Annotated in this window: 20 protein-coding genes; 7 read left to right on the plus strand and 13 right to left on the minus strand. The window is 64.2% G+C overall.

Features of this window, described 5'->3' with window-relative positions; all coding sequences use genetic code 11:
• Position 1: 1 nt before the first annotated feature.
• The 10 genes from B3P22_RS00715 to B3P22_RS00760 form a co-directional block, all read right to left on the minus strand.
• The gene (locus tag B3P22_RS00715) at positions 2 to 2794 is read right to left on the minus strand and encodes a monovalent cation/H+ antiporter subunit A (RefSeq protein ID WP_296269484.1); all 2793 of its coding nucleotides are present in this window, start codon (positions 2792 to 2794) and stop codon (positions 2 to 4) included.
• Positions 2795 to 3086: 292 nt separating this feature from the next.
• The gene (locus B3P22_RS00720) at positions 3087 to 3548 is read right to left on the minus strand and encodes a hypothetical protein (protein WP_197855291.1); all 462 of its coding nucleotides are present in this window, start codon (positions 3546 to 3548) and stop codon (positions 3087 to 3089) included.
• Positions 3549 to 3662: 114 nt separating this feature from the next.
• A complete protein-coding gene (locus B3P22_RS00725; RefSeq protein WP_296269485.1) occupies positions 3663 to 4796 on the minus strand; it encodes a glycerate kinase in 1134 nt (377 codons plus the stop codon).
• A gap of 56 nt (positions 4797 to 4852) precedes the next feature.
• Positions 4853 to 6220 carry a GntP family permease gene (locus B3P22_RS00730; RefSeq protein WP_296269486.1) on the minus strand — a complete coding sequence of 456 codons (1368 nt, stop codon included), beginning with the start codon at positions 6218 to 6220 and terminating at the stop codon, positions 4853 to 4855.
• Between the two features lie 185 nt (positions 6221 to 6405).
• Entirely contained in the window at positions 6406 to 7536 is a 1131-nt protein-coding gene (locus tag B3P22_RS00735; protein ID WP_296269487.1) for a sugar diacid recognition domain-containing protein, read from the minus strand.
• Positions 7537 to 7634: 98 nt separating this feature from the next.
• Positions 7635 to 8162: a ProQ/FinO family protein gene (locus B3P22_RS00740; RefSeq protein ID WP_296269488.1), complete on the minus strand. Its 528-nt coding sequence runs from the start codon at positions 8160 to 8162 to the stop codon at positions 7635 to 7637.
• Positions 8163 to 8557: 395 nt separating this feature from the next.
• Positions 8558 to 9250, minus strand: a complete 693-nt coding sequence (locus B3P22_RS00745) for a DUF421 domain-containing protein (protein ID WP_296269489.1) — start codon at positions 9248 to 9250, stop codon at positions 8558 to 8560.
• A gap of 440 nt (positions 9251 to 9690) precedes the next feature.
• Positions 9691 to 10338, minus strand: a complete 648-nt coding sequence (gene pdxH / locus B3P22_RS00750) for a pyridoxamine 5'-phosphate oxidase (RefSeq protein ID WP_296269490.1) — start codon at positions 10336 to 10338, stop codon at positions 9691 to 9693.
• Positions 10339 to 10419: 81 nt separating this feature from the next.
• Positions 10420 to 11067: an OmpA family protein gene (locus B3P22_RS00755; protein ID WP_197855284.1), complete on the minus strand. Its 648-nt coding sequence runs from the start codon at positions 11065 to 11067 to the stop codon at positions 10420 to 10422.
• A gap of 82 nt (positions 11068 to 11149) precedes the next feature.
• Entirely contained in the window at positions 11150 to 12295 is a 1146-nt protein-coding gene (locus B3P22_RS00760; protein WP_296269491.1) for a serine hydrolase domain-containing protein, read from the minus strand.
• Between the two features lie 237 nt (positions 12296 to 12532).
• Here B3P22_RS00760 and mbhE point away from each other — a divergent pair, with 237 nt between their 5' ends.
• Genes mbhE through mnhG form a run of 6 tightly spaced genes read left to right on the plus strand, consistent with a single transcriptional unit; the run spans position 12533 to position 18287 of the window.
• Positions 12533 to 15253 (plus strand): hydrogen gas-evolving membrane-bound hydrogenase subunit E, encoded by a 2721-nt coding sequence (mbhE, locus tag B3P22_RS00765; protein ID WP_296269492.1) that lies wholly within the window; start codon positions 12533 to 12535, stop codon positions 15251 to 15253.
• A complete protein-coding gene (locus B3P22_RS00770; RefSeq protein WP_197855281.1) occupies positions 15253 to 15651 on the plus strand; it encodes a sodium:proton antiporter in 399 nt (132 codons plus the stop codon). The genes mbhE and B3P22_RS00770 overlap by 1 nt, the downstream gene beginning before the upstream one ends.
• The gene (locus B3P22_RS00775; RefSeq protein ID WP_296269493.1) at positions 15648 to 17144 is read left to right on the plus strand and encodes a proton-conducting transporter membrane subunit; all 1497 of its coding nucleotides are present in this window, start codon (positions 15648 to 15650) and stop codon (positions 17142 to 17144) included. Before B3P22_RS00770 ends, B3P22_RS00775 begins: the two co-directional genes overlap by 4 nt.
• On the plus strand, positions 17144 to 17641 hold the full coding sequence (locus B3P22_RS00780) for a Na+/H+ antiporter subunit E (protein ID WP_296269494.1): 498 nt from the start codon (positions 17144 to 17146) through the stop codon (positions 17639 to 17641). The genes B3P22_RS00775 and B3P22_RS00780 overlap by 1 nt, the downstream gene beginning before the upstream one ends.
• Entirely contained in the window at positions 17638 to 17949 is a 312-nt protein-coding gene (locus B3P22_RS00785) for a monovalent cation/H+ antiporter complex subunit F (RefSeq protein ID WP_296269495.1), read from the plus strand. Before B3P22_RS00780 ends, B3P22_RS00785 begins: the two co-directional genes overlap by 4 nt.
• Complete coding sequence (gene mnhG / locus B3P22_RS00790) at positions 17946 to 18287, plus strand: monovalent cation/H(+) antiporter subunit G (RefSeq protein ID WP_296269496.1); 342 nt, start codon at positions 17946 to 17948, stop codon at positions 18285 to 18287. Before B3P22_RS00785 ends, mnhG begins: the two co-directional genes overlap by 4 nt.
• Before the next feature lie 149 nt (positions 18288 to 18436).
• Here mnhG and dinG read toward each other — a convergent pair whose 3' ends face one another.
• Complete coding sequence (gene dinG / locus B3P22_RS00795) at positions 18437 to 20581, minus strand: ATP-dependent DNA helicase DinG (RefSeq protein ID WP_296269497.1); 2145 nt, start codon at positions 20579 to 20581, stop codon at positions 18437 to 18439.
• Positions 20582 to 20720: 139 nt separating this feature from the next.
• Between dinG and B3P22_RS00800 the strand changes: the two genes are divergently transcribed.
• Positions 20721 to 21185 carry a CopD family protein gene (locus B3P22_RS00800; protein WP_275544462.1) on the plus strand — a complete coding sequence of 155 codons (465 nt, stop codon included), beginning with the start codon at positions 20721 to 20723 and terminating at the stop codon, positions 21183 to 21185.
• Positions 21186 to 21233: 48 nt separating this feature from the next.
• On the opposite strand, the gene B3P22_RS00805 is transcribed toward B3P22_RS00800, so the two are convergent.
• Positions 21234 to 21995 carry a collagen-like protein gene (locus tag B3P22_RS00805; RefSeq protein WP_296269498.1) on the minus strand — a complete coding sequence of 254 codons (762 nt, stop codon included), beginning with the start codon at positions 21993 to 21995 and terminating at the stop codon, positions 21234 to 21236.
• Positions 21988 to 22293 (minus strand): DUF1145 domain-containing protein, encoded by a 306-nt coding sequence (locus B3P22_RS00810; RefSeq protein ID WP_296269499.1) that lies wholly within the window; start codon positions 22291 to 22293, stop codon positions 21988 to 21990. The genes B3P22_RS00805 and B3P22_RS00810 overlap by 8 nt, the downstream gene beginning before the upstream one ends.
• Positions 22294 to 22382: the final 89 nt, after the last annotated feature.

Raw genomic sequence — 22382 nt, forward strand, 5'->3', positions numbered from 1 at the left:
ATCAGATGACCTCCTTGCACGACTCGTCCTGACTGACATGGCCGATGTTGGAAAGAATCAGCAGGGTCGCGCCGACGACAGCCAGGTACACCCCGAGATCGAAGAGGATCGCGGTCGCCAGTTCGATTTCGCCGACCAGCGGAATATGGAAATGGCCGAACGCCGAGGTCAGGAACGGCGAGCCGAACGCCCAGCTGCCGAGACCGGTCAGCCCGGCGATCAGCACGCCCCAGCCGGCAGTGGCGTGATAGCTGAACCTCAGGCGCTGCTGGGTCCAGATCACGCCGTGCGAGATGTACTGCAGGATCAACGCCACCGAGGTGATCAGACCGGCGATGAAGCCGCCGCCCGGCAGGTTGTGACCACGCAGGAAGATGAACGCCGAAATCAGCAGCGCCATCGGCAGCATGGCGCGCGCCAGGTTGTCGAGGATCATCGGATGAGCATCGGTCGACCACGGCCGACCGTTCTTGTCGTGGGTCGTATGCGGCAGGCGCAGACCATGCAGCAGTGCATAGATGCCGATGGCAGCGATGGCCAGCACGGTGATCTCGCCTAGGGTATCGAAGCCGCGGAAATCCACCAGGATGACGTTGACCACATTGGTACCGCCACCGCCGGAGACGCTGTTCTCGAGGAAGAACGACGAGATGCTCTGATAAGGACGGGTGAGCACGGCGTAGGTCAGCATCGCCACCATGGTACCGCTGCCCAGCGCCAGGACCAGGTCGCGCAAACCGCGCAGGCTGCTGGACTCGGCCGGGGTGCGGTCGTTCATGAAGTACAGAATGAGTATCAGCAAGATGATGGTCACCACCTCCACCGACAGCTGGGTCAGCGCCAGATCCGGAGCGGAGAAGCGGGCGAAGGCCAGGGCCACCATCAGGCCGGCGGCGCTGAGGATTATCAGGGCCACCAGGCGGCGACGATGAAAGACCACGGTGAGCACTGCGGTCACCATCAGAATCAGCATGCCGGTGACGGTCAGCGGATCGATCGGCGTCATGGCCACGCTGCCGGTCAGCTGTTCCAGCGGCGACAGAGCGAACACCACTAGAGTCAGGGCACTGCCAAGCATCCAGGCCAGGTAGCGCTGCAGCGAGCCACTTTCCAGCAATTTGGTGATGCGCACAGCCAGGCGGGTCGAGTAACGCACCACCTGATCGAAGGCGTCCTTGGCGTCCAGATTCGGTAAACCTTCATACCAACGGAACAGTGGCTTGCGACAGGCATAAACGAGAATCCCGCCGAACAGGGCGATGAAGCTCATCATCAGTGGCAGATTGAAGCCGTGCCAGATGGCCAGGCTGTACTCGGGCAATTCGCCGCCCAGCGTCGAAGCGGCAGCGGCGGCGAGCAGCGGCGCCACCGTGTAGGCCGGCACCACGCCCACCAGCAGGCAGAGGAATACCAGCACCTCCACCGGTACCTTCATGTAACGCGGCGGTTCGTGCGGCGGGTATTTGGGCAGATCGACCGGCTTGCCGTTGAAGAACACGTCGTGGATGAAACGCAGCGAATAGGCCACCGAAAACACGCCAGCCAGGGTCGCGGCTGCGGGAATCACCCAGTTGAAACCGCCCAGCAGGTGCTGGTGCAGGGTTTCGGTGAAGAACATTTCCTTGCTCAGGAAGCCGTTGAGCAACGGCACACCTGCCATGGCCGACGCGGCCACCATCGCCAGCACCGCCGTATGCGGCATGTACTTCCACAGCCCGTTGATGAGCCGCATGTCGCGGCTACCGGTTTCGTGATCGATGATGCCGGCGGCCATGAACAGCGAGGCCTTGAAGGTGGCGTGGTTGATGATATGGAACACCGCCGCCACCGCGGCCAGGCGGGTATCCAGGCCGAACAGCAGGGTGATCAGGCCCAGGTGGCTGATGGTCGAATAAGCCAGCAGGCCCTTGAGGTCATGCTGGAACAGCGCCATGCACGCGCCCACCAGCAGCGTGGCCAGACCGGTCAGGCTGACCATGTAGAACCACCACTCGGAACCGGCCAGTGCCGGGTACAGACGCGCCAGCAGGAATACCCCGGCCTTGACCATGGTCGCCGAGTGCAGATAGGCCGATACCGGCGTTGGCGCAGCCATGGCGTGCGGCAGCCAGAAGTGGAACGGGAACTGCGCCGACTTGGTGAACACGCCCAGCAGCACCAGCACCAGCGCCACCGGATACAGCTCATGCGCACGGATGGCATAACCGGCGGCCAGCACCTGCGACAGCTCGAAGCTACCGGCGATATGGCCGATCAGGAGGATGCCAGCGAGCAGTGCCAGGCCACCGCCGCCGGTGATCGCCAGCGCCATGCGCGCGCCTTTGCGCGCCTCGGAACGCGAACCCCAGAAGCCGATCAACAGGAACGACGACAGGCTGGTCAGCTCCCAGAACATCAGCATCAGCAGCAGGTTTTCCGACAGCACCACACCGAGCATGGCGCCCATGAACAGCAGCAGAAAGGCGAAGAAACGCCCCATCGGCTCGGTCTTGGCCAGGTAATAGCGGGCGTAGAGGATGACCAGCAGACCGATGCCAAGAATCAGCAAGGCGAACAGGAAGCCGAGGCCATCGAGGCGCAGGCTGAGATTCAGGCCCAGATGCGGCAGCCACTCCAGCTTGACCCGCAGCACCTCACCGGCGAACACCGCTGACTGATGATTGAACAGCAGCACCAGCGCCACCACGGGCGCAAGAGCCGCGGCCGCGGCGCAGGCCGAGCGTCCAAGCCGCTCGGCAAGCACCGGCAGAAACAAGCCCAGAAATGGCAAGGCGACAATCAGCGCAAGCGCCATCGAAAAAACCCCTTTATGCAGGCACGTCAGGTCGGGCGACCCAAATAAAAACTGGAGTCGTAACCCACTGACGGTGATATTCCATGCACCACAACGGATCAGCTAAGTCGTTGTCGGCACAAGCATAACGGCCGATTATCCATAACTATCAAGGCAACGTCATGTATTGAATTATCGTTAAACACACTTGGTTACACGCGTGTCGATGCAAGGATGCCGACGACCGCTCAGCACTATAGCCGGACACAAAAAAGCCGGAGCAGCCTTGACTGCTCCGGCTTGTCTACAACGATCAGTGAGTGACGCGGCTGGTACCGTTGACGGTCATGATGCGCACGCGCTCGCCGACACGGAACACCTGGTTCGGCTCGACTTCCTGCACGTAGGCACGCATGGTACCGTCGTCCTCACGCACGGTGATCTCCACACCCTGGGTGCGAGTGAAGCCCTCCTCGGCTGCCGCCCCAAGCAGGCCACCGGCGACGGCACCGACCACGGCCATCACCGCGCTGCCGCGCCCACCACCCAGGCCGCTGCCGCCAATACCGCCAACCACGGCACCGGCGCCAGCGCCGACCGGAGTCTTGGTGCCTTCGATCTTGACCGGACGCAACGACTCGATGGTGCCCATGCGTACCGTTTGCACCGCCCGGGCCTCGTCGCGGCTGTAGGTGTCGCCGGTCAGGCTGGACTGGCAACCGCCAAGGGCCAGCAGCGCGGCCAGCGAGGTGATGAGCAGAGTAGGTTTACGCATAGCAATTCCTCCAGAGGTATCTTGATCCATTAGACGCCGGGGGCGCGCAACTGTCACGACTGCGCATTAACAATTGTTATGTCTGACAGACCGAGTTCAGCTAGGTTCGCCCAGTCAGGAGCGGGCAAGGCGCCACAGCCTTGCGATATCCGTGGCGCGTGCCTGCAGCTCGCCTGCCGCGCCGGCCATCGCCTGCTCCAGCGACAGCGGCCCCGGCGCCAGGCTGAACGCGGCCTCGATGCCGGCCTCGTACAACGCCTGATAGTCGTCACCCAGGCTACCGGACAAGGCGATGACCGGCACCCCGGCCGCACGCGCCACGCGCGCCACACCGACGGGCGTCTTGCCGTGCAGGGTCTGGGCATCCATGCGCCCTTCCCCGGTGATCACCAGATCCGCATTCTCCATCGCAGCAGCAAGGCCGGACAGTTCGGCTACCAGCTCGATGCCGGGACGGAAGCTCGCCTTGAGAAAAGCACGCGCAGCGAAGCCGAGGCCACCTGCAGCGCCGACACCTGGAAACTCGGCGTGATCCTCGCCCAGCGTAGCGGCGGCGACCCGGGCGAAACGGCCGAGCGCGGTGTCAAGCTCGGCGACATGCTCGGGCGTTGCGCCCTTTTGCGGGCCGAACACGGCAGAAGCACCGCGTGGCCCGCACAAGGGATTATCGACATCGGCGGCGACCTCGATCTGCACCTTGAGCAGGCGCGCATCGAGGCGGCTCAGATCGAGCTGATCGAGATTCGCCAATGCCGCACCGCCTGGCGCCAGCTCATTCCCGCTGGTATCGAGAAAACGCATCCCCAGCGCCTGCAGCAGACCGAGGCCGGCATCATTAGTGGCGCTGCCGCCCAGGCCAAGAATGATGCGCGTGGCACCGGCATCCAGCGCCTCGCGGATCAGCTCACCTGTGCCAAAGCTACAGGCCAGGCGAGCGTCGCGCTGCTCGCGCGGCACCCAATGCAGGCCGCTGGCCGCCGCCATCTCGATCACCGCGGTACCCTGCCCCAGCCAGCCCCAATGCGCCTTGACCGGCGCGCCCATGGGGCCGCGCACTTCGTGCTCACGACGCTCGCCGCCGACGGCCGCCAACAGCGCATCGACCGTGCCCTCGCCGCCGTCGGCCATTGGCCGCAGCAGACATTCGGCTTCGGGAAACACCTGCTGCCAGCCGCGTGCGATGGCAGCGGCCACATCGGGCGCGCTGAGGCTCTCCTTGAAGGAGTCGGGAGCGATGACGATTTTCATGATAGGAACCTCGAAAGGAGGCAGGCGACCTTCTGGTCGCCTGTCGGTATAGCGGATTACAGCAGAACCAGGCTCAGCAGCCAGACGGCAGCCATACCGGCGATACCCTGAACCAGCGTCGCCATGGTCTGTGCACGATAAGCGGTGGCCACCCTCATGCGGCTGAACTGGGTTACCACCCAGAAGAAGCTATCGTTGGCGTGGGAAACGGTCATGGCACCGGCACCGATGGCCATCACGGTCAGCACGCGGCCCATCTCGCTGTCGAGGCCCAGGTTGCCCAGCAGCGGCGCGACCATCGCCGAGGTGGTCACCAGGGCAACAGTGGAAGAACCCTGCGCACTCTTCAGCGCGGCAGCTACCAGGAACGGCATGAACAGGCCGATGCCCAGCGCCGACAGGGTGTCGCCCAGGTAACCGGTCAAGGCGGTGGCCTTGAGGATGGCACCGAAGGCGCCACCGGCACCGGTGATCAGCAGGATCGGCGCAGCCTCTTTCAGGCCGTGGGCGACATGATCATGGAACTGCTGACGTTTGCCCTCGCCCTTGAGCAGCGAGCAGGCCAGCACCAGACCTACCAGCAGCGCAGCGACCGGCTGACCGAGGAAGCTCAGCACCTCGAACAGCGCGCCTTCGCCAAACGGCTTACTGGGGAAGGCCGCGATCGAGCCCAGGCAGATCAGCGCGATAGGCACGAAAATCGGCGAGAAGGCCTGCCAGGCGCTGGGCAGTTTGCCGTAGCGGGCACGCAGCGCATCGAAGTCGACGTTATCGGCGAGTAGCTCGCTCGGTGCCTCTTCCAGCAGTTCCTGGTCGTTCTGCTTGAGGAAACGATTGGCCCAGAACATACCGGCCACGGCGGTGACCGCTGCCACCAGCAGGCCAACCAGGATCACCAGGCCCAGGGAAGTTTCCAGGCCCAGGTTACCAGCCGCGGCGATCGGACCGGGGGTCGGCGGTACGAAGGTGTGGGTGGCGTACAGGCCGGTGGCCAGGGCCACGCTCATGGCCACCACGGAAACCTTCATGCGCGCGGCCAGGGCATTCTTCAGCGAATTGAGAATGACGTAGCCGGAGTCGCAGAACACTGGAATCGATACCAGGTAGCCGATGATCGACATGGTCAGCGTGGGAAAACGCTGGCCCAGCAGGCGAATCACCGTCTCGGCCATGGTGATTGCAGCGCCGCTACGCTCGAGGATGACTCCGATGATGGTGCCGAGCACGATGACGATGCCGATGTAACCGAGAATACCGCCGAAGCCGGCGGTCATCGTCTTGATGATTTCGCCGCTGGGCAGTTGGTAGGCGAAGCCGGCGATCAGTGCAGCGGCCAGCAACGCCAGGAAGGGGTGCAGTTTCAAACGGGTAGTGGACAGCACGATGAACGCGATCAGTGCTACCAGAATCAGGACCAGGCCCATGACCAGTCTCCTCGTTGTTGTTATGGCGGGCGCGTGGCCCGGATGTAAGTGCCGACAGGCGCAACATTGTGGCTCAGGCCACCCTGCCCTCGCCTTGTGCATCAGCACCAAATCAAACGAAGCAAGGCGCAGCAGGCTGTGCAATCGCACAAGGCTACCTGGCTTCGCTGGCTACCTGAGGGGAATTACCGGGTGCTCGGTTGAGCGGCCACTTCCGGCTCCAGCAATCCCAGCCCCAAGGATAGCTGCAGACGCTGATCCAGCCGGTTGAGATCCAGGCCACTGAGCTCGGCGATGCGCTCCAGGCGATAGCGAAGGGTATTGCGGTGAATACCCAGTTCCTGGGCGCAGGTCTGCACCTGGCCGTCATGCGCGCACCATGCCTCCAAAGTCGCCCGCAACGTGCCCTGCGGATCCTGCGCGAGAACCTGGCGCAGGGGCGCCAGCCAGCCCTGCAGGAGCCAGCTGTGGCGCTGGGCATAGAGCAGCGTCGGCAGGCGCAACTCGTCCAGCTGCAGCAGACGACGCTCGGGGAAACGCGCCTGGCCGTAGGCCTGCAGGTCACGCAGCACCAGACTGGCCTGGCGCAGCTCGGCAAGATCATGCAGGGGATCGCTGAGCGCCAGCGAGAGTATGCCCCACTCACGCTCGTCGGCCTGCTGCAGCCAGGCGCGATCATCGCGCGTGGCGCTGTAGGGCCTGCACCAAAGCAGCTCGTGGCGGCCGAGCGGCGCCACCAGGTGTTCGCTCTTGCCACCCAGGGACGCCAACAGACGCGCCTGGCGTGGTAGAGGATCGCCCTCACCATCGAGTTGCAGCAGGCACATCTGCCGCGGCCAGGTCAGCTGCAGCCCCAGGCGTTCGACATCGACCTCGAGACTGGACAGGCGCAGTTGCGGATCAAGCAACTGGCGCAACCAGGCCTCCTGCTGATGCCGCTGCCAGTGCCGCTCGGCCTGCAGGATGCGATGCTCGACCAGCATTTCCGCGGCCATGCGCACCAGTTCGGCATAGGGCCGCACGGTCTCGGGGTCGCCGGTGATACCAAGCACGCCGATCAGGCGCTCGGCATGTAGCAGGGGCAGGTTAACCCCGGGCCTGACGCCACGCAGGCAGGCCGCTGCCTGCGCATCGATCTCCACTACGCGACGGTTGGCCAGCACCAGCTGCGCGCCCTCGTGGCGGGTATGCAGGCGGCTGGGGTCGCCGCTGCCGATGATCATGCCCTGCGCATCCATCACATTGATGTTGTACGGCAGGATGGCCATGGCGCGGTCGACGATATGCTGCGCCAGGGTGGAGTCGAGTTCGAGCATCGGAAGCGGCCTCGCGAATGAGGCCGCCATTGTAGGCCGTTGGGCGGCACGATGCGCTGGCGAGCCCGAGCAATCCTCGGGCTGTACCAGAAGGTGGGTTACTCGGCGCCTGGCTGCGCGCTGCTGTCAGCGGCTTGGTCGGCCGCCGGCGCTTTCGCCTTGGCCTGGTTGCGGCGCATCTCCATACGCTGGCGCCTGGCCTGCTGCCGGGCATGCAACGCCTGCCCTGCCGTCACCACGCCCACGGGCTGGCCTTGCAGGTCCAGGCGCGGCGCGTTCTCGGTCATCGCAGACCAATAGCGTCCGCCGCGGCACCAGGCGGCAATGCCCAGCTTGAGCTGCTCGAGGCTGATGCCGAGCAACGACAGATGCTGCTCGGCATCCTTGAGAATGCCCTCTTTCAGCGGCACCTTCGGCGCAGGATTGACCGGGAAGGCCAGAGGGAAATGCTTCTGCAGCCGCCAGATCGCCTCGACGGCCGGATCCTGCTCACGCACCTTGGCTTTTTGCGGTTGCTTGCGCTTTTGCGGCTTGGCGCCTTCGCTCTTTGCCTGCTGTACCTGCTCTACCTGCTTTTTCTCGGCCCGCAGGCGGTCACGTAGCTCGGCTAGTTGTTCAAAACCCATCTTCGATTCACAGCATCCCGGTTGATTCGTGGCGCAAGGGTATCTTATGTGCTCGCTTCGCACAGCCCTATTGGCAATTGGCATGCTCGGCGGTAGGTGGCGGGCCGGCTGCCGAAGAGGTGTAGAGGGCCGCTGCCGGCAAAAAAAGCGGCTGCCAGGAGAGCGCGATCCGGAGGTTGTGATCTTTTTGCTCGTAGCGCGGAGGCGGGATTGGCGCGGCGCTGGAAACATCATCCGCTAATGGCCGGAAACGCCGGCCGTATGCGAAAACTATCGACGGACGGAAAGCAGTAATCCGTCTTCAATACACGCCTGCCAAGGCCAGCTGCCGCTGACTCCAGAATGGGGACAGCAGAACTGAGAAACTCAAACCAGTTACATCGGATTATTTGCAATCAGCGCAAGCGTGGCTCACTCGATGCGAGCGTCCATTGAGTATTTTCACAGCGAGGGCAGATTGCCTGCTGCTCAGCCTCGATAATTTGAGTATTGCCACAGCGGGTGCAGGCGTAAACGGTGCTTGATGGCACCCGTACGTAGGCCGGGCGGTATTCTTGAGGCAACACAGACAGCCCGGACTTGACGGCCTCTGCTGGGTAAAAATAAAGACTGACTTCACCGTCGGTCTCAAGAATGGCCAGCCGCACCTGACCAAGGTGCTCGACACCCTGCTGGCGAAGCTCCATGAAGAACTCGTCAGACGAGATCTTCAAACGCCTCAGGCTGTCCAGATCGTAGAGCCCTTCTCTGATGATCGTGACCGGCTCGCCCTCCATCCAAATCGAGAATCTCCTGCAGCGACTCATTGCCAGCACGGTCAGGCGATAAAGCAGCAGCAGCGAGGCGAAAACCATTGCGACCGGCAGAAGGGGCACGTCTTCGTAAAAGGAGACATCGCCTGCGGCCGAGCCAAGCGTCAGGATGACCACCAGTTCAAACAGCGACAACTGCCGAATGCCACGGCGACCGCTGACTTTGAGAAAAACGAAAACGACTATGAATGCGAAGAGGGCACGAAACGCGACTTCTCCCAGAAAAAGCAGGGGGAAATCATCCAGTAGCATGCGCTGCCAGTCGAACGCGGTCATCGATTAGTCCATGAGCGGCTTGTACCTTATAGACAAGCAAATCAGGCAAAGGGTCGCCTGCTAATCGGGCCACATAGACGGCTTGGGAAAAGGCAGCCCTCAGTGCGTAGCGGTGTTGTATAGCCGCCGGCTATGCGCGGCATGGAAAGCTGATGCCGACCATAGGCGACGACGAGGTTTGCGAGAGGCCGCTCATGGAAGATCGAGAAGAAGATCCCACCGATCTGCCTATTGGACCTGGCAGGCAGCCTCTTGCTCAGAAGTCCCGATGATGCCCGAGTTGGCGTCGGTGAGCCTGACTGATCGAACGATACGGACCCGTTACGGCAAGGCGCCGCCGAATATCCTGCACCTCGCGGCCTGACAAACGCGTCGAAGCCGTTCGCTTCGCTCTTTGGACCCTGCACTAGACCGGCGTGCTCACCACGCCGGTCTTTGCATCAAGGCGCCAGCCGCTCGCGAATCCACGCCTCGCCCTCGAAGCGATAGTTGAGCCGGTCATGCAGGCGGCTTGGCCTGCCCTGCCAGAACTCGATGCGATCGGGCAGCAGGCGATAGCCGCCCCAGTGCGGCGGGCAATTTGGCGCCTGGCCCTGGAAGCGTTTTTCGGTCTCGGCCAGCAGATTCTCCAGCTCCGCGCGATCACGAATCACCCTGCTCTGTGGCGAAGCCCAGGCGCCGATGCGGCTGCCCAGCGGGCGTACCTGGTAGTAACCATCGGATTCGGCGGCGGTGACGCGCTCAACACGGCCTTCGATACGCACCTGACGTTCCAGGCTAGGCCAGAAGAAAGTCATGGCGGCAAAGGGACGAGCCGCCAGCTGACGGCCCTTGGCGCTGTCGTAGTTGCTGAAGAAGGTGAAGCCTCGCTCGTCGACGCCCTTGAGCAGCAGCACGCGGCAATGAGGACGCCCCTGTTCGTCGACAGTGGCCAGGGTCATGGCGTTGGGTTCGACCGGCAATTGCTCGGTCTTGACCGCGTCATCGAACCACTGACGAAACAGGGCAAAAGGTTCCAGCGGGGCCTGGGCTTCGCTCAGGCCGTCGCGGGTGTAGTCGCGGCGCATATCGGCCAGGGTTTGGGTCATGGCAGCTCCTAAGGACAGGGCCAGAAACCAATCCGTCTGGTCGCCAGCCCTCGCAGTGTGGAAATGCCTGCAAGCTTACTCTTACTTGCCCGCTTTTCCTTGATCTGCGGCAGCTACCTTGGGCGCATCCTTCAGCTCTGCCTTGACCGGCTGGCTGTATTTGGCGATCAGGCCCTGCATGGTGTCACGCGAGGTCAGGAGGATTTCCACGCGGCGATTGAGCGCTCGACCAGCTGCGCTGTCATTGGCGGCGCGCGGCATGTCGGACCCCAGGCCCATGACCTGCAGGCGAGTCTGCTTGAGGCCGCTGAGACGGAAGATGGAGGTCACGGCACGTGCGCGCTGCTGGCTCAGGTCGCGGTTCAATGCAGCGTCACCACTGCTATCGGCATGGCCAAGAACAACTACGGCGATGTCTTCGTCGGTTTCCAGCAGCTTGGCTACGCGGGTGATCGGACCCAGGCTGGCAGGCAGGAGCATGTGCGGACGGTCCGGGTTGAAGGAACCCTGCACCGGCGCCGTCACCACCAACAGATTTTCCCGACGCTCGAACTCGAACTTGCTGTCCTTGACCGCTTCGCGCAGCTTCGGCTCATATTCGTCAAGCCAGGCGCGGGTCACCTGGGGCGCAGGCATCGCCGCCGGCTTGGCGACTTCCTTCTTTTCCGAGCCGGCACAGCCCGCGATCAGCAGGCAGCAGGTAAAAGCAAAAATCTTGTTGGCACGCATGTAGCCCCCGTGATTACGCAAATCTAATGGTCAGTTCGTTATGGTTGGTACTGAACGGCTGGCGCAAGTGTAGCCGTTTCAATCAGATACAGTCCGCAACCTGACGTGCAAGTTTCTGTGCGCGGGGGTCCATCAAGACGAACGGTCCTAAATTGTTGGTTACGAAGCCGAATGCCACGTCCCTTTGCGGATCGGCAAAGCCACTGGAGCCTCCGGCACCCGGGTGGCCGAAGGCTTTCGCGCCCATGCCGTAGGTGGCGTTGGCCACCTCGGTCTGATCGAGCATGCAGCCCAGACCAAAACGCGTGCGTGTCAGCAGGGTCTTGTCGTCACCGACGCTGTGCTCACGGGTCATTTCGCCCAGCAGCTCGGCATCGAGCAGGCTGCCGTCGAGCAGGCCGGCATAGAAGCCCGCCAGGCTGCGCGCGTTGCCATGACCGTTGGCGGCTGGTTGCTGCATGCGTCGCCACTCCGGTTTGTTGGTGCTGGTCATGATCGACGGTGGGTTGGTGAACGAGCGCGTGCTCATGGCGCTGGCGTCGCTCATCATCACCTTGAGTAGGCGCTGCGCGGCGGCATCGCCGAGATTGCCCTTGCCGCGGGCGATATGGGCGACGCGGTCGAATTCGCTGTCGTCCAGGCCCACATGGAAATCCAGGCCCAACGGCCTGGCGATGCGCGCGGCGATGCTCTCGCCCGGGCCGCGTCCTTCGATCCGGCGAATCAGCTCACCGATCAGCCAGCCGTAGGTGATGGGCGCGTAGCCATGGCCCTCGCCCAGCGGCCACCAGGGCTGTTCGGCCGCCAGCGCGTCGGTCATGGTCTGCCAGTCGTACAGTGCCTCGGCGGGCAAGGTCTGGCGCAGGGCCGGCAAGCCGGCCTGATGACAGAGCAGGTGGCGCACCTTAATGCGCTCCTTGCCGGCGGCGGCGAATTCGGGCCAGTAACGCGCCACCGGGGCATCCAGGTCGAGCTTGCCCTCGCCTACCAGCTGCAGGGCCACGACCGCGGCGAAGGGTTTGGTGCAAGAGAACAGGTTGGCAATGGTATCGCCGTGCCAGGTCTGCTGGCCGTCCTTGTCCATCACCCCGGCCCACAGGTCGATCACGGTTTCACCGCCGACCTTCACGCACAGGGCCGCGCCCCGCTCCTGCGCGTCGTCGAACAGTGCGGCGAATGCGTCTCTCACCGCCTCGAAGCGCAAGTCGAAATAGCCCTGAATCTGCACGCTGTCCTCCCGTTTCGCTGCCTGGCCAAAGCTGCCGATGATGGCAGCCGCCTATCATGCAATGTTCTGAAACTTCATAAAATAGCGATGTTCGATTGGTTTTTCCTATTCTGAAAAAAAGCGCGGCCTGATATGACCGATACGCCCTGCAGCCCTGTCAGCCGGTAAAGGCCGGCCACAGGCAAGTGCGTGATTATCAGGCCGCCTTGGCTTCGACGCTCGGAACAGGAGAAACGAGTGCTCTACCTACTGTCCCTGATCGCCTTGGCTGCAGTTGCGGCGCCCGGTCTGACGCGCCTGCTGGGCGCTCGTACGGGCTGGCTGCTGATGCTGGCACCGCTGGTGACCTTCATCTGGTTCGTTCAACAGATTCCGCTGATTGCCGGTGGCGAGGCCGTCGTGCAGAGCATGAGCTGGATTCCGGCACTGGGTATCAACCTCAGCCTGCGCCTGGATGGCCTCTCATTGCTGTTCGCCCTGTTGATAAGCGGCATCGGCAGCCTGATCGTTCTGTACGCTGGCAGCTACCTGTCCAGCCACGCGCACCTCGGCCGCTTCCACGCCTATCTGTTGGTGTTCATGCTGGCGATGCTCGGCCTGGTGCTGGCCGACGATCTGGTGGCGATGTTCGTGTTCTGGGAGCTGACCAGTATCGCCTCCTTCCTGTTGATCAGCTTCCAACATGAAAAGGCCGTCTCGCGCCGGGCGGCGCTGCAGGCGCTGCTGATCACTGGAGGCGGTGGGCTGGCGCTGCTGGCAGGCCTGATCCTGCTCGGCGGCGCCACGGGTAACTGGCAGTTTTCCAGCCTCAGCGCCGAACAGATCGAAGGCCATGTACTGCTGCCGGCGATCATTGCCCTGGTGCTACTCGGCTGCTTCACCAAATCGGCACAGGTGCCCTTTCACCTGTGGCTGCCCAACGCGATGAATGCTCCGACGCCAGTGTCCGCCTACCTGCACTCGGCGACCATGGTCAAAGCCGGCATCTACCTGCTGGCCCGCCTGAACCCGGTGCTTGGCGGCTCCATCGGCTGGGGCACCCTGCTGATTACCTTTGGCGCTGCAACGGCGGTGCTCGGCGCCTTCCTCGCCTTCCGCCAGACCGATCTCAAGCGCCTGCTGGCCTACACCACGGTCACCGTACTCGGTCAGTTGACCATGCTGATCGGCACCAACACCAGCTACGGTCTGCAGGCGTTCGTGCTCTATCTGGTGGCGCACTCTCTTTATAAAGGTGCGCTGTTCATGGCCGTCGGCGCCATCGATCATGCAACCGGGACCCGCGAGTTGGCGCGCCTCGGGGGTTTGATCCGCTTCATGCCGCTGACCGGCGCAGCCGTGGCGCTGGCGGCGTTCTCCAACGCCGGCCTGCCGCCGTTCTTCGGCTTCATTGCCAAGGAGTTCAAGTACAGCGGCCTGATCGAGATGGGTCATATCGGCTGGGCGGTGACCCTGGTGATGATCCTCACCAATGCGCTGCTGTTCGCCGCTGCCGGCCTGGTGTTCCTGCAGACCTTCCTTGGCAAGCGTGGCGACTATCCGCGCGCGCCTCATGAGGTCGGTCTGCCGATGTGGCTGGGGCCGATGCTGCTGGCCGTCGGAGGCTTCCTGCTCGGCGCCTGGAATGCCTGGCCGGAAACCTGGCTGGTGAACAACGCGGTGCAAGCCGTGGCCCGCGGCCCGGTGGATGTGAACCTTTATCTGTGGGGCGGGATCACCCCGGCACTGCTGGCCAGCTTGCTGACCGTATCGCTGGGGGTACTGTTCTATGTGATGCGCGACCGCGTGCGGCATCTACTGGACAGCGCCAACGCGGCCTGGAACGTCAGCGGTGACCTGATCTGGGATCGCCTGCTCAAGCACGTCTTCCACCTCGCCGGGCTGCTCGCCGCGCGCTTCCAGCACGGCTCGCTGCGCCAGCATCTGGTGCTGTTGGCGCTGGCGGTCGGCGGCCTGCTCGCGGTCGGCCTGTTGCCAGCGCTGCCCCAGTTGCTGCAAGGCAGCTACAGCCCGATATCGCCGCTGGGGTTGGCCGGCTGCCTGCTGGCGCTGGCCGGTGGCGTAGCGGCGGCGTTCCTGCCTGGTCGCCTGACCTTGCTGGCGGCGCTCGGCGCCTGCGGATTGGGTCTGGCGCTGGTGTTCGTCTCGGTCAATGCGCCGGACGTGGCGATGACTCAGCTGATGGTGGAAACCCTCACCCTGATTTTCCTTGCCCTGGTATTTCGCAAGATGCCCACGGTGCCGGCCAGCGGAGCCCGCGCGCCCTGGAAGCGCCGTCTGCATGCCGGCGTGGCGATCCTCTTCGGTCTCAGCGTGACCGGCGCCCTGCTGCTCGCGGTGAGCCTGCCGCTGCCGGGGGAAATCGCCCAGTGGTATCAGGCCAACAGCCTGCCGGGAGGGCATGGCCACAATGTGGTCAACGTGATTCTGGTGGACTTCCGCGCCTTCGATACCCTCGGCGAAATTCTCGTGGTCGCGCTCTCCGCCCTTGCCGCAGCCAGCCTGCTTGGCAGTGGCCGACGCTTCGGCAACGAGCACGGCGGTGAAGATGCCTTCACCTCGCCGCTGCTGCGCCAGGGCCTGCGCCCGCTGGCCTGGCTGATGCTGGCGGCCTCGCTGCTGCTGCTGTGGCGCGGGCACAACCTGCCGGGCGGCGGTTTCATCGGCGGACTGGTGGCGGCCTGCGGCCTGATCCTGCTGGTGCTGACCTATGGCCACGGGCAGATTCGCCGTGTGCTGCCGGTGGCGCCCGCGCAACTGATCGGCATCGGCCTGGGCTGCGCGGCAGGCGCCGGCATCCTCGGGCTGATCGCCGGCAGTGCCTTTCTCACCGGTCTCTGGACCTTCCCCGGCGGGCTGCCGCTGGGCACGCCTTTGCTCTTCGATATCGGCGTTTTCCTCACCGTGTTCGGCTCCGCCCTGCACATGATCGACAAGCTCACGGGAGTTCGCCACTGATGGAATGGCTCGCTGCAATCACGACCGGAGGCCTGGCAGGTCTGGGCCTGTGGATGCTTCTGGACCGCAACCTCAAGCGTGTCGTGCTGGGTGTGGTGGTATTGGGTAACGCAATCAACCTGGGTGTTCTCACCGCCGGGCGCTTCTTCGGCGAGCGTCCAGCCTTCGTCGAGGCCGGCAATACGGTCGACGCCGCCAACCCACTACCGCAGGCGCTGGTGCTGACAGCGATCGTCATCGGTTTCAGTCTGTTCATCTTCGCCCTGGCGCTGCTCAAGCGCACCCGCGAATTGCATGGCGACAAGACCACCGACTCGGTCAGCTCGATCACCGAGCAACCGGCGCCGGACTGGCACGACAGCGAGCATGAAAGCGACGGTGTGGAGGCTCGCCGATGAACCACGCGTTACTCGTTGCACCGATCCTCGTTCCGCTGTGCAGCCTGCTGCTGGCGATCATCCTGCGTCGCCACCTGCTGGCTGTACGTGTGCTCAGCCTGAGCGGTGCCGCCCTGCTGCTGGTAGTGGGCCTGGCGCTGGTCTGGCAGGCCGCGCAGGGCGTGGTGCTGACTGGTCAGGTCGGCGGTTGGCAGGCACCGTTCGGCATCAGCCTGGTGATCGACCGGCTGTCGGCTGTGATGATCGCCATCAGCGCCGTGGTCGCCTTGGTGACCTTGCTCTATGGCGTTGCCAAGGACAACGACAGCAAGGTCGGCCGTGACTTCCACCTGTTCATCCAGGGCCTGCTGACCGGCATCTGCGGCGCCTTTATCACCGCCGATATCTTCAACCTCTACGTCTGGTTCGAGGTGCTGCTGATTGCCTGCTTCGCCCTGATGGCCCTCGGCGGTGGCAGCCGCCGGCTGGCCGGCAGCATGACCTACGTGGCGCTTAACCTGTTCGCCACGCTGATCTTCCTGCTCGCCGCCGGCCTGGTCTACGGCGCCAGCGGCACGCTGAACATGGGTGAACTGGCGGTGATCATGCGCAGCGGCGAAGCGCCGCCCGGCGTCACCCCGGCGCTGCTGCTGATGTTGCTGTCGTTCTCCATCAAGGCGGCGCTGTTCCCGGTGTTCGGCTGGCTGCCGGCCACCTACCACGTGGCCCTCACCGCCGTGTCAGCAATGTTCGCCGGGCTGCTGACCAAGGTCGGCGTATATGCGCTGATCCGCCTGGTGACCCTGCTCTGGCCGGAATACGGCCTACCCCATCAACTGCTACTGTGGGTCGCCTGCGCCACCATGCTGGTGGGCGTGCTCGGCGCGGCGGCGCAGACCGAGGTGCGCCGCATCCTGTCGTTCCATATCGTCAGCCAGGTCGGCTACATGATCCTCGGCCTGGCGCTGGCCACGCCGTTGGCGCTGGCTGGTGCAGTGTTCTACCTGATCCACCATATCGTGGTGAAGGCCAACCTGTTCTTCATCGGCGGTCTGGCGGCGCGCATTTGCGGCTCCGAACGGCTGGCCGACATGGGTGGGCTGTACAAGCGCATGCCTTGGCTGGCGCTGCTGTTCGCCATTCCGGCCCTTTCGCTGGCGGGCATCCCGCCGTTGTCCGGTTTCTGGGCGAAGTTCCTGCTGGTCAAGGCCAGCCTGGATGCCGCGGCCTGGTGGGCGGCCGGCATCGCCCTGCTGACCGGCGTGTTCACACTGCTGTCGATGAACAAGATCTGGAACGAGGCTTTCCTCAAGCCTCATCCACAGGGTGAGGAGGCGCTGCAAGTGGTCACCGGCATGCGTCCGGCCTGGCTGGGCATGAGCGCCCTGGCGGTGATGACCGTGCTGATCGGCCTGGGCGCCGGCCCGCTAATCGACTACGCCGTGGCGGCCGCCGCGCAGCTCGCCGATCCGCAGGCCTATCTGCAACCTTTCGCCAGCGCAGGAGGTGCCTGATGTTGTTTCTCATCCATCTGCTGGCCAGCGCCGTACTGGCCTGGAGCCTCGGCGCCGGCCATCTGGGCGGCGGCCTGCTGGCCTTCGCCCTGCTCTACCTGCTGGTGCGCCTGCTGGGCGTGGCAGTGGCGCGCCTGCGCCGTTACGCACGCAGCCTGGAGCATGGCATCAGCTTCTGCCTGTGGTTCATCGCCCAGGTGTTTCTCGCCACCTATCACGTCGCCACCCTGGTGCTGGCGCGTCGGGTCGACGTAGAGCCGGCGATACTGGCCTACCCGGTCACGCGACGCGAGGTGGGCAAAGTGACGCTGCTCGGTACCCTGCTGACCCTGACCCCCGGCACTCTGGCCCTGGATTACGACCCGGAGCAGGGCTTGCTCTATATCCACGCCCTCGATGCGCGCCGCCGCGAGGACGTGACCGACATTCTCATCGAGCTGGAACGTCGCCTGCTGGCCTGGTTCGACGCAGGCCAAGCAGAAGGAGTAACGCCATGACCCTGCACCTTGCCGGCGCCGCCTGGGTACTGCCCCTGGCTGCAGTCTTGCTCGCGCTGAGCGGTTTGATCAGCCTGTATCGCCTACTGCGCGGGCCGAGCCGACCGGATCGTGCGGTGGCGATCGATGCCCTGACCCTGCTGGCTGTCGCGGCCATGGCACTGCTGTGCCTGATGCGCGGCGAGGCATTGTTCGTCGACGTCGCGGTTTTGCTGGCGCTGGTGTCGTTTCTCGGCACGGCGGCTTTCGCCTTCCTGTTCGATGACGCTCACAGCCGGATGCCCGAAAAACGCGAGGAACGCCCATGAACGAGATCCAAGCATGGCTGGCCTCGCTGCTGGTGCTCAGCGGCGCGCTGATTTCCCTGCTCGGCGCGATTGGCGTGCTTCGCCTGCCCGATAGTTACAGCCGCATGCACGCGGCGAGCAAGGCCGGGGTTCTCGGTGCGGTTCTATTACTCGGCGCAGTAGCCCTGGCCAGCAGCGGCGAACTGGCCCTGGAGGCCTTTCTCGGCCTGCTGATTCTGCTGGCCAGCGCCCCGCTGGCTGCGCACGCCATCGCCCGCGCTGCTCACCGCGCCGGCATCCGGCCGACGCTGGGGCGTTTGGGTGATGAGCTGGAGCAGCGTAACAAGGGCGGCGAATAGGCCGCCTGACAGGCCGTTGAAAAACGTAGGCGAGGCAGGCAAGACAAGGAAAAAACGGCCGAAAAAGCGCAGTTTACGCGTTGTAAATGAGCATTTTGAGGCCGTTTTTGACGCAGTATTGCCAACGCAGATAGTTTTTCAACAGCCTGTTAATCGATCTGCCGGCGAAACGGCGGCAGAGCATTGAGGATGGCCTTGCCGTAACGCTGGGTAACCACGCGCCGGTCCAGCAGAGTGATGGTGCCGCGGTCGGCCTCGGTGCGCAGCAGACGACCGCAGGCCTGCACCAGGCGCAAGGAGGCGTCCGGCACGGCGATCTCCATGAATGGATTGCCGCCGCGCGCCTCGATCCATTCGGCCAGCGCCGCCTCCACCGGGTCGTCCGGCACGGCGAAGGGAATCTTGGCGATCACCACGTGCTCGCAGTAGGCGCCGGGCAAATCGACGCCCTCGGCGAAGCTGGCCAGGCCGAACAGCACGCTCTCCTCGCCGGAATCGACGCGCGCCTTGTGCTTGTTCAGGGTCTCCTGCTTGGACAGGTTGCCCTGGATGAACACGCGCTTGCGCCAGTCGCGGTCGAGGCCATCGAACACGTCCTGCATCTGCTTACGCGAGGAGAACAGCACCAGCGAGCCGCGGCTGCCGGCGACCAGGCCCGGCAGGTCACGGATGATCGCCGCGGTGTGCGCCGCGGCCTCGCGCGGATCGGCCTTCAGATCCGGCACGTGCAGCAGGCCGGCGTCGGCATGATGGAAGGGGCTCGGCACGATGGCGGTAACCGCCACCCTGGGCAACCCGGCGCGCATGCGATAGCGGTCGAAGGTGCCCAGCGCGGTCAGCGTGGCGGACGTCACTAGGCAGCCATGGGCGACGTTCCACAAATTGCGGCGCAGAGTCTCGGCGGCGAGGATAGGGCTGGCGTTGACCTCGATATCGAACAGCGCCCCGCTCTCGGCCAGGGTCAGCCAGCGCGCCATGGGCGGGCTCTCTTCCGGGTCTTCGGCGGTGAAGGCCAGCCACAGCTCCCAGTTGCCCTTGGCGCGTGCCATCAGGCTGCCGAACAGCGGATACCACTCCTCGGCCTGGTGACTGGCGATGCCCACGGCACCCTCGCCATCCATGGCCTTCTTGAGCAACTCGGTAACGCTGGTGAACAGGTCGTTGAGTTTGGAGAAGCCTTTCTTCAGCTCCAGCCCGAGTTCGGTCAGATGTTCCGGCACCACCCCACCGACGAAACGATGGCGCGGGCGCTCGCGTCCTTCCATATCCTCACCGGCCTTGAAGTCGGCGACCTCTTCACAGGCACTGAACATGAACTGCTGCTGGGTCTTCAGCTCGCGTGCCAGCTCCGGCACCTGTTCGATCAGGCGGCCTAGATCGCCAGGCAAGGGATTCTGCGCCAGCAGCTTGGTCAGGTTCTTGTCGATCTGCGTGAGCCAGTCGGCGGTCGAGCGCAGGCGGGTGAAATGGGCGAAATGGCCGATGGCCTTGTCCGGCAGATGGTGGCCTTCGTCGAACACATAGATGGTCTCGCGCGGGTCGGGCAGCACCGCCCCACCGCCGAGCGCCAGGTCGGCCAGCACCATGTCGTGGTTGGTGACGATCACGTCGACCTTGCCCATGCCTTCGCGTGCCTTATAGAAGGCGCATTGCTGGAAATTCGGGCAGTGGCGATTGGTGCACTGGCTGTGGTCGGTGGTCAGTTGCGCCCAGCGGCTGTCTTCCAGCTCCTGTGGCCAGCTGTCGCGATCACCGTCCCACTTGTTGCCAGCGAGCTTCTCGATCATCGCGGTGAACAGTTTCTGCCCCTGCTCGTCGACATCGATGCGAAAGCCTTCTTCCTCGAACAGCTGGGCGGTGGCGCTCTGCGCGGCGCCGTCCTGCAGCAGATGGTCGAGCTTGGACAGGCACAGGTAACGGCCACGGCCCTTGGCCAGGGCGAAGCTGAAATTCAGCCCGCTGTTACGCAGCAGATCCGGCAGATCCTTGTGCACGATCTGCTCCTGCAGCGCCACGGTGGCAGTGGCGATCACCAGACGCTTGCCCGCCGCCTTGGCGGTGGGGATGGTGGCCAGGCTGTAGGCCACCGTCTTGCCGGTACCGGTGCCCGCCTCCACCGCCACCACGGCGGGGTCGCCCAGGCGCTTGCCCTCGTCGTCGCTGCTGATGGTGCCGAGCACCTTGGCAATCTCGGCGATCATCAGGCGCTGGCCGTAACGCGGCTTGAGCGACTTGGCCTCGAGAAAGCGCGAGTAGGCGCCCTGGATCTGGGTCTTGAGTTCGGTACTGAGCATGGATTCTGAAACGAAAAAGGCTGGATAAATTTTCAGTATTCGCGGAGCGGCCGCTATCATAACGCGCCAATCGATCCGGCGCAGACTCGCATGCCAATCGAATGCCGCGAACTGCCAAACGGCCCACTGGAGACGCTACATGACACCCTACGCACCGCTTTACGCACTGCACCTGCTGGCCGCTGTCGCCTGGGTCGGCGGCATGTTCTTCGCCTGGATGATCTTGCGCCCAGCTACGGTCGAAACGCTGGAACCGCCCGCGCGCCTGCGCCTGTGGCTGAGCGTGTTCAAGCGCTTTTTCGTCTGGGTGTGGCTGGCGGTGCTGGTCCTGCCCCTGACCGGCGTCGGCATGCTGCACATGAGCTATAGCGGCTTCGACGCCGCACCGCGCTATGTGCACATCATGATGGGGCTGTACCTGGTGATGCTCGCCCTGTTCCTGCGCATTCAGGCGCTGCAACTGCCGGAGCTGCGGCGCGCCGTGGAGGCTGAAAACTGGCCAGCCGGCGGCGAGGTTCTGGGACGGATTCGCAGGGTGGTGGGCAGCAACCTGCTGATCGGTCTGGCGCTGATGACGCTGGTGGCCATGCGCCCTTCATTCTGATTGGCGAGGCTGCCTTCGCCTGCAGTGAGCGAACGAAGGCAGCAACCTTTAGAAGCGGAACACCTGCACGGCGCCGCTGCTACCTGCGGCACCTTCGCGCCCTGGCTGACCAGGCTTGCCATCGGCAGCGCCGTCCACGCCGTAGAGCAGGCAGCCCTTGGCCGCGCCGCCGCGGCCGGGGCGCCCCGCCGAACCCGCAACGCCACCTGCGCCACCATCGAGCAGCACCTGCATACGCTCGACCTCGACATAGTGCGGCACCTCCAGCGTCACCTGGCCGCCGGCAGCGCCGTCGTGGCCATCGGTGCCATCCTGCCCATCGTAGCCCGCGCTGGCCTGGCCCCAGGTGCAGCCACCCGGCTGGCCATGCGCGCCATCGAGCCCGGCATAACCCGGCGCGCCCTGGCCGCCGCGTACATCCAGCGTCAGCGATTCGAATTTCAGCTTGTGTAGCTTGAGGCTGATCTCACGCCCCGGTGTCGCCGGCCGCGTATAGGTACCGGCGGCGCCCTTGGCGCTGATCCAGGCGCCGGCACCGATATCGGCGTTCTCGACGACGAGACGCAGCGGCTGATCGCCCGGTGCCACGCCGATGCGAGCGTCGCGCCCCATCAGCAGCTCGCCGATGCGTAACTCGATCACCGTCGCCGGAATCATCAGAGTCGCCTGATCCGCCACTTCCAGCCGTTCGAGCTGCAGGCTGCTGCTGGCAACGGGCAGGCGCATCAGCGTATTGGACGGCACCTTGACCTGGGCATCTGCCAGCGCGGTACCGGCGCACAGACAGAGCAAAAACGCGAGATTACGCATGCGCAGCCTCCTCGATAGTCGCGGTAGTGACAGTAGCGGGCTGTTGCACGGTCTTCAGCGGATACAGATGGAAGATGCCGAACAGCAGCACCTGTATACGGTCCAGCCAGGGACTGGCGCGACCGGACAACAGGCCGGAGAACAGCCACAACTGCGCGCCATGCAGCAGCGCAAGGAAGGCCGCGAGCAGGTAGACCAATTGCTCGAATGGAGTTCCCAGACGTTTGGCCAACGCCGCCCCGAACACCAGCCAGAAGGCCAAGGCCAGCGCCTTGCCCATGATCAACAGTGCTTTCATCCCCGCCCTCATGCTCGGTTTTTCTAATAGCGCAGCACGTTAACCGGTCGCAGCGTGGACCACCAGAGCGAAGGATTATTTTCCATGAC

Source organism: Pseudomonas sp. UBA6323, from assembly GCF_002439135.1.
In the GTDB taxonomy this organism is placed as follows: Bacteria; Pseudomonadota; Gammaproteobacteria; order Pseudomonadales; family Pseudomonadaceae; genus Aquipseudomonas.